Consider the following 10,914-nt stretch of genomic DNA (forward strand, 5'->3'; position numbering starts at 1 on the left):
GGACCGAAGTGCCCGAGCACAGCTCCCCCGTCCCCTCGTCCCCCGCGGACCTCGACGGCCGCCTCCTCGGCGGCCGCTACCGCGTCGGCCCCGTCATCGCCACGGGTGGCATGGCCCAGGTCCGGCGCGCCACCGACGAGGTGCTCGGACGGGCGGTCGCGCTGAAGCTGCTGCACCCGCACCTCGCCGCCGACCCGACCATCGTCGACCGCTTCCGCCACGAGGCGCTGGCCGCGGCACGGCTCAGCCACCCGGCGATCGTCTCGATCTACGACACGATCGAGGACGACGTGAACGCCATCGTGATGGAGCTCGTCGAGGGCATCACGCTGCGCCAGTTCCTCGACCAGCAGGGACCGCTGTCGCCGAAGGACGCGGTCGACGTCGTCGCCGGCGTGGCCGACGCCCTCCAGGCCGCCCACGAGGCCGGCATCGTCCACCGCGACGTGAAGCCCGCCAACATCCTCCTCTGCGAGGACCGCCGGGTCATGGTCACCGACTTCGGCATCGCCAAGGCCGCCGTCGACCAGGACCTGACGAGCGCGGGCACGATGATCGGGACCGCGAAGTACCTGGCACCCGAGCAGGTGCGGGGCGACCGCGTCGACCCCCGCACCGACGTCTACGCCCTCGGCGTGGTCCTCTACGAGTGCCTCTGCGGCCGACCTCCGTTCGAGGCCGACACCGATGCCGCCACCGCCCTCGCCCGCCTCCACCGCGACCCCCTCCGGCCGCGCCAGGTGCGGCCGAGCGTCCCGCCGGCGCTCGACGACCTCACGATGCAGGCCCTCCAACGGGACCCCGACGACCGGCCGACCACCACCGCCGCGCTCCGCGCCGCGCTGCTCGCGGCCGACCACCACGACGGCGGCCCGGCGCGCGACCTCACCACCTCCGCGCCCCTGCCCCTCGCCGACCCCGATGCCCAGGCCGCCCTCGTCCGCGGTGAGCGCCGGTGGCTGGTGCCTACGCTCCTCGTCGTGCTGGTCGGCGGGGCGCTCGTGCTCGCTGCGGTGCTCATCGGGCGCACCGATGCCGGCCAGGACCTGTTCGACCGGGCGCGCGGCGTCGTCGGCACCGACGACGACCCGCCGGCCGCGACCGAACCCGCCCCGCTCGCCGCCCAGGCCTCCGCCTACGACCCCCAGCGGGGCGACGGCGAGAACGACGACCTCGTCGGGCAGGCCGTCGACGGCGACCCCGCCACCACGTGGCCCACCGAGTTCTACTCGGACCGCCAGCTCGGCTCGAAGGACGGCGTGGGGATCGTCCTCACGCTCGACGAGCCGGCCGAGGTCCACCAGCTGGTCGTCACGTCGCCGTCGGACCAGTGGTCGGCGTCGGTGCACCTGGCCGACGCACCGAGCGACGCGCTCGAGGGCTGGGGCGAGCCGGTCACGACGATCGACGACGTCGCCCCCGGCACCACGACGATCGACCTCGGCGGGCGGAGGGCCGGCGCCGTGCTCCTCTGGATCACCGACCTCGGGCCCGGGCCCGCCGGGGAGCTGCGGGTCGAGATCGCCGAGGCCGAGGTGGTCGGCCGCTAGCTGCGCCGGGCCGGGCGACGCCCACGGTGGCCCAGCGGCCACCGGCCGCTGGGTACGGTGGCCGCATCACACCCCCGGCCGACGACCGCACGCTGATCCATGCCGCCCAGGCGGGTGATCGGCGCGCCCTCGACGCGCTGCTGCGCCGCCACCAGGACCGCATCTACGCGGTGTGCCGGCGCCTGGCCGGGAACGACGCCGACGCCCTCGATGCCACGCAGGACGCCCTCATCGCCATCGTCAGGGGCCTCCCGCGCTTCGACCACCGCAGCGCCTTCTCCACGTGGGCGTACCGCGTGGCCACCAACGCCTGCCTCGACGAGCTGCGGCGCCGGTCCCGCCGGCCGGTCCCCGGCGGCGACGAGGAGCTGGCCGACGTCATCCGGGCGCGGGACGACGACCAACCGTCGCTCGACACCACCACCGCCCACCGCCTCGACATCGACGCCGCTCTCTCGCGCCTTCCCGAGGACTTCCGAGCGCCCGTGGTGCTCCGCGACCAGCTCGGACTCGACTACGCGGAGATCGCCGAGGTGCTCGGCATCCCCCCGGGCACCGTGCGCTCCCGCATCGCCCGGGGCCGGTCCGCGCTGGCCCGATCCCTGGACGCCGGGAACCAGGACGCCCTCGAGGTTCGTCCCACCACCGACCCATGACGACCGACCTCCCCCCTCCCTCGTCCGACGACGAACTGGTCAGCGCCGTGCTCGACGGCGTGGCCACCTCCGACGAGCGCGCCCAGGTGCTCGCCGACGACCGCCTCCGCGCCCGACTCCGCGAGCTGACCGCCGTGCGCGACGCCGTGGCCGTGCCGGTCGATCCCCTCCCCGCCCACACCGCGCGACGCCTCGTCGAGCAGGCCCTCACCTCGGCCCCGCCGAACCACACCGAAGCGGCCGTGGCGTGGGAGTCCGCCCGGCAGCGGCAGCACCGACGTGTCCGCGACGCGTGGGGCCCGGCGCTCCTCGGCGCCGCGGCCCTGGTGCTCGTGGCGCTGATGGCCGTGCCCCTCCTCGAGACCAACGGCGACGACTCGGCCGACGAGACCGCGTCGTTCGACGTCGCCGATCCCGACGGCGGGTCGGATGCCGCGGGCGAGATGGCCACCGAGCAGGGTGCCGAGAGCTCGACGTTCGACGGCGATGACGACGGCGGGGAGGCCGATGGCGGCAGCGCCGGCGTGACGGAGAACAGCCTGGTGCCTCCTCTGTCAGCCCTTCCGGAGCAACGTCCGCCCGACCTCGGTCCTCACCGCAGCGTCGTCGACCTCGCCGATGCCGCCGTCGCGACCGCCGAGACGCGGGCGCATCCGCCCGCCGGCGCCTGGACGGCGTGCGTGGACGACCCGGCGGGCGAGGAGCTCGCGCTCGTCGCCCACGGCACCGTCGCCGGCGAGGTGCTCCTCGTCGAGGTGTGGTGGTCGAGCGGCGACCCCGCGGCGACGATCCGCGTCGTCGATCCCCTCGACTGCGACGTGGTCGAGCAGCTCACGCGTCCCCGCTGACCCTCGACCGATAGGCTCGCCCGCATGTCCACCGGTGAGCCGACGCAGCCGACCCCACCGGCGCCTCCGGCGGGCCCCCCGCCGACGGGTGCGACGAGCGCGAGCAGCCCCACCGCCTTCCCGACCTCGTCGGGACCAGGCGTGGCGCCGCCACCGCAGCCCGCGCCCGATGCCGCCGCACCGGAGGGCGGACCCACCCGCAGCGAGTGGCCGGCCCAGGCCGCCGACCTCGTGGTCGACGTCGTCGACCGGGTCAGCGGTGCGACGACGGGCACGATCCTCACGATCGCCCGCGGCATCGTCTACGGGCTCGCCGCCGCCATCATCGGCACGGTCCTGCTCGTGCTGGTCCTCATCACCCTCGTGCGGGTGCTCGACGTGGCCATCCCCGGCGACGTGTGGATCGTGTACGCGGGCCTCGGCGCCGTGTTCACGCTCGTCGGGCTGGTCCTGTGGTCCAAGCGGCGCCCTCGCACCGCCTGAGGGAATACCCCCACCCGTACCGGTGTTTGTCGTCCTGAACCCGTTCGCACCCTTCTGGAGCGTCGATGTCCTCCTCTGACGTCCGTGACGTCGTCATCATCGGATCCGGCCCTGCCGGCCTCACCGCGGCCATCTACACGGCGCGCGCCAGCCTCGAGCCCCTCGTCATCGAGGGCGAGCCGTCCTCCACGAGCGACCAGCCGGGCGGTCAGCTGATGCTGACGACCGAGGTCGAGAACTTCCCGGGGTTCCCCGAGGGGATCATGGGCCCTGAGCTGATGATGAACTTCCGGGCCCAGGCCGCCCGCTTCGGCGCCGAGATCATCACCGAGAAGGTGACCCGGGTCGACTTCTCCTCGCGCCCCTTCGGCGTGTGGATCGGCGACCCCGACGCCGCGGAGCCGACCTTCCGCAGCCGCTCGATCATCGTGTCGACCGGCGCCCAGTCCCTCATGCTCGGGCTCGAGGACGAGCACCGGCTCATCGGCCACGGCGTGTCCACCTGCGCCACCTGCGACGGCTTCTTCTTCCGCGACCAGCACATCGCGGTGGTCGGCGGTGGCGACTCCGCCATCGAGGAGGCCACGTTCCTCAGCAAGTTCGCGGCCTCGGTCACCATCATCCACCGCCGCGACGAGCTGCGGGCCTCGAAGATCATGCAGGACCGGGCGTTCGCCAACGAGAAGATCTCGTTCATGTGGGACTCGGTGGTCACCGGCCTCCAGGGCGAGACGAGCCTCCAGGGGGTCGAGGTCGAGCACCTCCCCACCGGCGAGCGCACGGTGCACCCCTTCACCGGGCTGTTCGTGGCCATCGGCCACAAGCCGAACACCGACCTGTTCGCCGGCCAGCTCGACATGCACCCCAACGGGTACCTCGACACCGTGCCCGGCACCAGCCGCACCAACGTGGACGGGGTGTTCGCCTGCGGCGACGTGCAGGACTCCACCTACCGCCAGGCGATCACCGCCGCCGGCTCGGGCTGCATGGCGGCCATCGACGCCGAGCGGTGGCTCGAGGCCCAGCACGACTGACCCCACGCCGGTCCACCCCCGGAATGCCGGAGCGAGCGCCGGCGTTCCTACGACGACGAGGCCCTCTGGGCTCCCCCGCACCAAAGGAATGACCACATGTCCGCAGCCATCACGACGTTGACCGACGCCACGTTCGACGAGGAGGTCGGGGCCGCCGACGAGCCCGTCCTCGTCGACTTCTGGGCCGAGTGGTGCGGCCCGTGCAAGATGATCGCGCCGATCCTCGACGAGATCGCCGACGAGCAGGCCGGCAAGGTGCGCATCGCGAAGCTCAACGTCGACGAGAACCCCGAGGTGGCACGCCGGTTCGAGGTCATGAGCATCCCGACCCTCATCCTCTTCAAGGAGGGGTCGCCCGCGGCTCGGATCATCGGCGCCAAGGGCAAGTCCCAGCTGCTCTCCGACATCACGCCCCACCTCTGAGGCGGGCGCCCGACGCGGCGTCCCCACACCCAGATCCACGACGGCCCCGGCGCACGTGCCGGGGCCGTGTCGCGTCCGGGGTGGACCTCACATCGAGGTGCTACCCACAGGTTTGACCACAGGGTGTGGATGACGCGTCAGGTCAGGTTGAGGGGTGCGCGCATCGAGCCACCCTCGACCACCGAACGAGATCAGTCGTCGCGGTCCTCGGGCGGCTCGGTCATGGCTCGGTAGATGCGCTCGAGGTCCTCGAGCGTGGCGAACTCCACGACCACCTTTCCCCGCTTGGCGCCCATCGAAACCCGCACCCTCGTGTCCAGGTGCTCGGACAGCAGCTCCTCGAGCTCCAGCAGCCCCGGGGGTCGCAGCCGCCGGCCACCCGTCGGCTCGGGCTCCGGGGCCGGCGCCACGTCCTCGTCGAGCTCGGTACGGGTCCGCACGGCCTCCTCGACCTCCCGCACCGTCATCCCCCCATCGGCGGCGCGGGCCGCCAGCGCCTCCTGGAACGCCCGATCCGGCGTACCGAGCAGCGCTCGGGCGTGGCCCCCACTGAGGCGGCCCTCGATGAGGAGCTTCTGGATGGACGGTGGGAGCTGGAACAGGCGCAGGGCGTTGGCCACGGTCGGACGGCTCTTGCCGACCCGCGTCGCCACCTGCTCCTGGGTGAGGTCGAACTCGTCGATCAGCTGCTGGTAGGCCGCCGCCTCCTCGATCGGGTTGAGGTCCGCCCGATGGAGGTTCTCCACCAGCGCCTGTTCGAGCGAGGCCACGTCATCGGCCTGCTTGACCAACGCGGGGATCGTCGGGAGCCCGGCGCGCTTGGCCGCCCGCCACCGTCGCTCGCCGGCGATGAGCTCGTAGCGGCGCTCCTCCACCTGGCGGACGAGCACCGGCTGGAGGACCCCCAGCTCCCGGACGCTCGCGGTCAGGGACACCAGCGACTCCTCGTCGAACGTGCCACGCGGCTGGTACTTGTTGGGCTCGATCTGGCTGAGCGGGATCTCCCGCAGCGCCGAGTCGGTCTCCGTGACATCGCTGGGGATCAGGGCGCCGAGGCCCTTCCCCAGTCCGCTACGCCGGGCCACCACTGATCTCCTTGGCCAGCTCACGGTAGGCGATGGCCCCCCGTGAGGTCGGGTCGAACGCAATGATCGGTTGCCCGAAGGAGGGGGCTTCGGACAACCGCACGGTGCGGGGCACCACCTGCCGGCAGACCTTGTCCCCGAAGTGCTCCCGCACCTCCGCCGCCACCTGGTCCGAGAGCTTGGTGCGGGCGTCGTACATCACGAGGATGATCGCCGACAGCTCGAGGTCTCGGTTCAGTTGCCGCTGGACCAGGTCGACGTTGCGGAGCAGCTGGCCCAGACCCTCCAGTGCGTAGTACTCGCACTGGATCGGCACCATGACCTCCTGGGCCGCGGCCAGGCCGTTGACGGTGAGCAGGCCGAGAGAGGGCGGGCAGTCGATGAGCACGTAGTCGAACTGGTCCCGCACGGCGTCGACGGCCTGGCGCAGCCGCAGCTCCCGGCTGAACGCCGGCACCAACTCGATCTCGGCCCCAGCCAGGTCGAGGTTGGCCGGTGCCACGAACAGGTTCCGCACCGAGGAGGCCTCGATGGTGTCCTCGAGCGGTGTGTCGTGCAGCAGCACGTCGTACATCGACCGCTCGATGGCTCGTGGGTCGATCCCCAGACCGGTGCTCGCATTCCCCTGGGGATCCAGGTCCACGATGAGGGTGCGGTAGCCGAGCTCCGCCAAGCACGCTCCCAGGTTGACCGCCGTCGTCGTCTTGCCCACGCCGCCCTTCTGGTTGGCGAGCGCGATGACCCGTGGAAGGGGTCGGGACATGAAGTGTCCTCTCCGTCAGGCAGCGAACGGGACGCCGTGGGCGGCGTCCGATGCCCGCCCATCCTTCCCCCTGGTCCCGCCAGGGTCAAGCACCGGATGAGGTCGGATCGTTCGGCGTGGAACGATGCCTTCACGGCTGGTGGTGTGTTTCACGTGGAACGTTGTGGGTCGGCCGTCCGGGGCACGTTCCACGTGGAACATCACCACAAGGGGCGCTTGCCCGGGCGGCCCACGGCTCGGGGCGCGCTCTCCGGTGCCTTCTCGTCCTGACGAAAGGCGATCCACGTGCCGCGCGCGAGAGGTTCCGGATCGAGACCCAGCGACCGCAGACCATCCGCAGACCATCGTGCACCGTCCGACGTGGGCGGCTCGCTGACCACGAGGATCCCACCCACACGGAGCAGGGGTGCCGCGCACTCCGCGGTGACCGCCGGCGGACCGAACGAGCGGGCAACGACCAGGTCCACCCCGTGGCGCAGCTCCGACCGTCCGGAGAGCTCGGCCCGCTCCCGGCGCACCTCCACGTGGCGCAGTCCGAGGTCGTGGACGGCTTGGTCCAGGAAGGCCGTGCGCCGCTCCATGGCGTCGAGGAGGATCCACCGCCATGTCGGCAGGGCCCGTGCGACCACCAGCCCAGGGACGCCGCCGCCGCTGCCGAGGTCGACGCCCGTACCGGCGGTCGGGAGGGGGAGCGCGTCGAGAACCGCCACCAGCCGCTGTGCGTGCTCGATGTGATCGGTGACCGGGCCCGGGCCGAGGAAGCCCAGCGTGCGCGAGCGTTCCAGCACGTTCGTGAGGTCGTCATCCACGCCGGCAGCGTCGCCGACACCGGACCGGGATGCAAACGGCGTCGGACGCGACACGACCCCGGCCGATCGGCCGGGGTCGTGCGGTACGAGGGGGAGAGGTCGGTCAGTCCGGCTGGATGACGACGCGACGACGGGGCTCGTCACCCTCGGACGTCGTGCGCACACCGTCGATCTCGTTGACGGTGTCGTGCACGACCTTGCGGTCGGCCGGTGCCATCGGCTCGAGGACCTGCGCGGTCCCCGACTCCTTCACCTGGTCGGCCACCTTCTGCGTGAACCGAGTCAGTGCCTCGCGGCGCTTCTCCCGGTATCCGGCCACGTCGAGGCGGACACGACCCTCGTGGTGGCCGCTCGCCTGACGCTGGACCACGGTGCGGGACAGGTCGTGGATCGCCTGCAGCGTGGCGCCGCGCGGCCCGACGAGCAGACCGAGGTCGGCGCCCTCCACGTGCACCTCCATCGTGTCCTCGTCGATCCGGCGGGTGCCCACCTCGACACCCTCGTAGCCGAACGCCGCGACCAGGCCGTCGACGAACTCCTCCACCATCGTGGCCTGCTGCTCCACCGTCACATCGTCACTCATCGTCGGCTCCTGACCGTCCGTGGGCCTGTCGGCCGTCGTCTGCGCAGCATCACGCCGCGGCGTGCCACCCTTCCCGCGCCCGCCCCGTCCGCGGCGCCCCTCGCCCGACGGACGCGCTGGCTCGTCGGACGGTGCGGCGGGCACCGCCTCCTCGTCGGTCGTCGACGCCTCGTCGGCGGCATCGGTCGGGCGGCGCCCCGACCCACGACCACCACCGCCACCGCCACGACCCGACCGCTTGCGGTCGCGCCGGTCGGCCTTCGGACGGGGCTGCACCGGACGCACGCGCGCCCGTACACGAGCCTCGCCCCGCGTCCGCCCGAACAGCCCTGGCCGGGGCTCCTCGAGCACCTCGAACTCCGCGTCGTGCTCGTCGACACCGAGTCGATCGAGCGCGAGCTCCTTGGCCTCATCGACGGTCTTCGCCGTCGTCTCCACCCACTCCACGTCAGCTCCTCTTCTTCTTCCGGCGCTGGGGCGGCGTCCCCCGTGAGGGGCCGCCCGCGCTCTTCGGCGGTGTGACTCGACCACTGGTGGGTCGAGCCTTCTTCGGTCCGGTCGTGCCCGCGTCGTCCTTGCCCGACCTCGTCTCCTTGCTCGACCTCGCGTCCTTGCTCGCGGTGGCGTCCTTGGCCTTCGTCCTCTTGGCCGGCTTGGCGGGCTTCTCGGTCGCGGTCGCCTCGATGCTCGCCTCCCGGGCCCGCTGGGCGAGCACCGAGTCCGGGCCGTACAGCGTCCGCGAGATGTAGGCCTGCTGGCCGATGCGGTAGAGGTTCGACACCAGGAAGTAGACGACGAGGGCGGCGGCGAAGTTGAACGAGATGAAGGCGAAGAAGATCGGCATCACCCGCAGGAGGATCTTCTGCTGCTGCGGCATCTCGGCGTTCGGGTTGCGGCCGGAGATCTGCTTCTGCTGGATGTAGGAGCTGGCGGCCACGGCGATGATCATGGCGATGTAGGGGAGGCCGTGGACGAAGCTGTCCTGGAGGGCGTTGGCCGCCGACTCGGACAGGTCGATGCCGAGCGACAGCATCTCGGTGGAGCCGTGGAGCGCCTGGTAGAGGGCGCTGTCCTCGCTGAGGTACTTCGGGTCGAAGGTGCCGTCGGCGCCCCGCCGGGTCAGGCCGTTGATCACCTGGTAGAGGATGATGAACACCGGCATCTGGAGCAGCAGCGGGAGGCAGCCGCCGACCGGGTTGATCTGGTTCTCCTTGTAGAAGGCCAGCAGCTCCTCGTTCATCTTCACGCGGTCGTCCGCGTACTGCTGCTGGATGCGCTTCATCTCCGGCGCCAGCGCCTGCATGGTCATCATCGACCGGGTGCCCTTGAGGGTCAGCGGCGTGACGAGCACCATCACGACGATGGTGAGCAGCGCGATCGCACCGCCGTAGCCGATGCCGGGGATCTCGTAGAAGAGGGCGAGAAGCCCGGCGATGGCGTCGAAGAACACGTCGAACATCAGTTGGCCTTCCGTCGGGCGTCCCGAGACGGGGGACGCGGGGTGTCCTCAGCCGACGAGCGCGGCGGGACGAGATCGATGCCGTGGCCACCCCACGGCTGGCAGCGACCGATGCGTCGCGCCGTGAGCCAGGCGCCGCGGGCCGCACCGTGCACCTCGAGCGCCTCGAGGGCGTAGGTGGAGCAGGAGGGGTAGTAGCGACACGGCGAGGGGCGCCCCGCGCGCGCCCGGCGGTAGCCGCGGACCGCGGCCAGCAGCAGCCGAGCCGGGGCGCTCGGGCGGGTGCGATCTCCGTCGCTCGCCGCGGAGCCGGCCACCGGGGAGGAGGCGGCGCTCACGAGCGCCCGGACCCGACGTCGGCCAGGCACCGGCGCACGTGCCGCTCGAGGTCGGCGTAGGGGAGCGAGCCCGTGCTCGTCCCGCCGCCGATCAGGTATGCCCCCGGGGGTATCGCGATCCCCTCACGGACCGCCCCGGCGACGACGGCCCGGCACCGGCGCCGGAGCGCGTTGCGGCTCACGGCGTTGCCGTGGCGTCGACCGAAGGCGAACGCCACGCGCGGTGGATGAGGTGGGGTGCCGGGCTCATCGAGGAGGTAGCTGATCCAGACGGGGCCGGACCGGACCCGTCGCCCGCGGCGACGCAGGGCGACGAAGGTGTCCCGGTCGCGGATGCGCCAGATCAGGCCGACAGCTTGCTCCGGCCCTTGCGGCGGCGGGCCTTCAGCACGGCCCGGCCGGCGCGGTCGGCCATGCGGTGGCGGAAGCCGTGGCGCCGAGCCCGGCGGCGGTTGTTGGGCTGGTAGGTACGCTTCACGGTGTGATCTCCTCGGTGCCCCGGGGGTCCGGGGACGCAGGGCCCGGCCGCCGGGAGGGCGATCGGGTCGAACAGGTGGGTGCGGCCGGAGCCGGTCGAGCACCCTGGCGGTCAGGCCGTGCCAGGTGGACGCGCTCGGTCCGGCACGGGGTCGCGCCTCGGGAAAGGCTAGAGGTGCCGCCCTCTGGGGGCAACTGCGCCGGCGTCGCCGTGCACCCGCCGCGACGCCCGGATACCCCCTCGGGGATGCCCGGGGAAATGACATCCATGTGGTTCAGAGGTCATGAGCAGCCCCGACGCGGCGGCGGTCGTGCACTCGTGCGACCGCTCGCGGAGCGGTGCTAGGTTGCCGAACCTCGCCGGGACACGTCCGGGCGACACGAGGCCCGCAGCACAACCGGGCCG

Annotated in this window: 14 protein-coding genes; 6 read left to right on the forward strand and 8 right to left on the reverse strand. The window is 72.3% G+C overall.

Annotated features, from left to right (window positions below):
* Positions 1–8 precede the first annotated feature (8 nt).
* The 6 genes from GH723_RS18275 to trxA all read left to right on the forward strand — a co-directional run bounded on the left by GH723_RS18275 (position 9) and on the right by trxA (position 4,994).
* Complete coding sequence (locus GH723_RS18275) at positions 9–1,550, forward strand: protein kinase domain-containing protein (protein ID WP_153760991.1); 1,542 nt, start codon at positions 9–11, stop codon at positions 1,548–1,550.
* 26 nt (positions 1,551–1,576) lie between these two features.
* Positions 1,577–2,206 carry an RNA polymerase sigma factor gene (locus tag GH723_RS18595; RefSeq protein ID WP_195210416.1) on the forward strand — a complete coding sequence of 210 codons (630 nt, stop codon included), beginning with the start codon at positions 1,577–1,579 and terminating at the stop codon, positions 2,204–2,206.
* Positions 2,203–3,054: a hypothetical protein gene (locus tag GH723_RS18285; protein WP_153760993.1), complete on the forward strand. Its 852-nt coding sequence runs from the start codon at positions 2,203–2,205 to the stop codon at positions 3,052–3,054. Before GH723_RS18595 ends, GH723_RS18285 begins: the two co-directional genes overlap by 4 nt.
* Before the next feature lie 141 nt (positions 3,055–3,195).
* On the forward strand, positions 3,196–3,537 hold the full coding sequence (locus tag GH723_RS18290; protein WP_229022925.1) for a hypothetical protein: 342 nt from the start codon (positions 3,196–3,198) through the stop codon (positions 3,535–3,537).
* Positions 3,538–3,602: 65 nt separating this feature from the next.
* Complete coding sequence (gene trxB, locus GH723_RS18295; protein WP_153760995.1) at positions 3,603–4,571, forward strand: thioredoxin-disulfide reductase; 969 nt, start codon at positions 3,603–3,605, stop codon at positions 4,569–4,571.
* 96 nt (positions 4,572–4,667) lie between these two features.
* On the forward strand, positions 4,668–4,994 hold the full coding sequence (trxA, locus tag GH723_RS18300; protein ID WP_153760996.1) for a thioredoxin: 327 nt from the start codon (positions 4,668–4,670) through the stop codon (positions 4,992–4,994).
* A 191-nt stretch (positions 4,995–5,185) separates the two neighbouring features.
* Here trxA and GH723_RS18305 read toward each other — a convergent pair whose 3' ends face one another.
* From GH723_RS18305 to rpmH, 8 genes are all read right to left on the reverse strand, one after another.
* A complete protein-coding gene (locus tag GH723_RS18305; RefSeq protein WP_229022926.1) occupies positions 5,186–6,079 on the reverse strand; it encodes a ParB/RepB/Spo0J family partition protein in 894 nt (297 codons plus the stop codon).
* Entirely contained in the window at positions 6,066–6,842 is a 777-nt protein-coding gene (locus GH723_RS18310; protein WP_153760998.1) for a ParA family protein, read from the reverse strand. Before GH723_RS18310 ends, GH723_RS18305 begins: the two co-directional genes overlap by 14 nt.
* A gap of 200 nt (positions 6,843–7,042) precedes the next feature.
* A complete protein-coding gene (locus GH723_RS18315; RefSeq protein ID WP_195210417.1) occupies positions 7,043–7,651 on the reverse strand; it encodes a 16S rRNA (guanine(527)-N(7))-methyltransferase RsmG in 609 nt (202 codons plus the stop codon).
* Between the two features lie 103 nt (positions 7,652–7,754).
* The gene (gene jag / locus GH723_RS18320; protein ID WP_195210418.1) at positions 7,755–8,681 is read right to left on the reverse strand and encodes an RNA-binding cell elongation regulator Jag/EloR; all 927 of its coding nucleotides are present in this window, start codon (positions 8,679–8,681) and stop codon (positions 7,755–7,757) included.
* Between the two features lies 1 nt (position 8,682).
* The gene (locus GH723_RS18325; protein WP_153761001.1) at positions 8,683–9,693 is read right to left on the reverse strand and encodes a YidC/Oxa1 family membrane protein insertase; all 1,011 of its coding nucleotides are present in this window, start codon (positions 9,691–9,693) and stop codon (positions 8,683–8,685) included.
* Positions 9,693–10,031, reverse strand: a complete 339-nt coding sequence (gene yidD / locus GH723_RS18330; protein WP_229022927.1) for a membrane protein insertion efficiency factor YidD — start codon at positions 10,029–10,031, stop codon at positions 9,693–9,695. The genes GH723_RS18325 and yidD overlap by 1 nt, the downstream gene beginning before the upstream one ends.
* A complete protein-coding gene (locus tag GH723_RS18335) occupies positions 10,028–10,378 on the reverse strand; it encodes a ribonuclease P protein component (protein WP_153761286.1) in 351 nt (116 codons plus the stop codon). Before GH723_RS18335 ends, yidD begins: the two co-directional genes overlap by 4 nt.
* Positions 10,375–10,509 carry a 50S ribosomal protein L34 gene (gene rpmH, locus GH723_RS18340; RefSeq protein ID WP_153761002.1) on the reverse strand — a complete coding sequence of 45 codons (135 nt, stop codon included), beginning with the start codon at positions 10,507–10,509 and terminating at the stop codon, positions 10,375–10,377. Before rpmH ends, GH723_RS18335 begins: the two co-directional genes overlap by 4 nt.
* Positions 10,510–10,914: the final 405 nt, after the last annotated feature.

Source organism: Actinomarinicola tropica (assembly GCF_009650215.1).
Lineage (GTDB): Bacteria > Actinomycetota > Acidimicrobiia > Acidimicrobiales > SKKL01 > Actinomarinicola > Actinomarinicola tropica.

What these genes read in the sequence shown, in the direction of transcription:
- GH723_RS18285 (WP_153760993.1), top strand. Translation starts at nt 2,203, where the DNA reads ATGACGACCGACCTCCCCCCTCCCTCGTCCGACGACGAACTGGTCAGC.
- trxB (WP_153760995.1), top strand. Translation starts at nt 3,603, where the DNA reads ATGTCCTCCTCTGACGTCCGTGACGTCGTCATCATCGGATCCGGCCCT.
- trxA (WP_153760996.1), top strand. Translation starts at nt 4,668, where the DNA reads ATGTCCGCAGCCATCACGACGTTGACCGACGCCACGTTCGACGAGGAG.
- GH723_RS18310 (WP_153760998.1), bottom strand. Translation starts at nt 6,842, where the DNA reads ATGTCCCGACCCCTTCCACGGGTCATCGCGCTCGCCAACCAGAAGGGC.
- GH723_RS18325 (WP_153761001.1), bottom strand. Translation starts at nt 9,693, where the DNA reads ATGTTCGACGTGTTCTTCGACGCCATCGCCGGGCTTCTCGCCCTCTTC.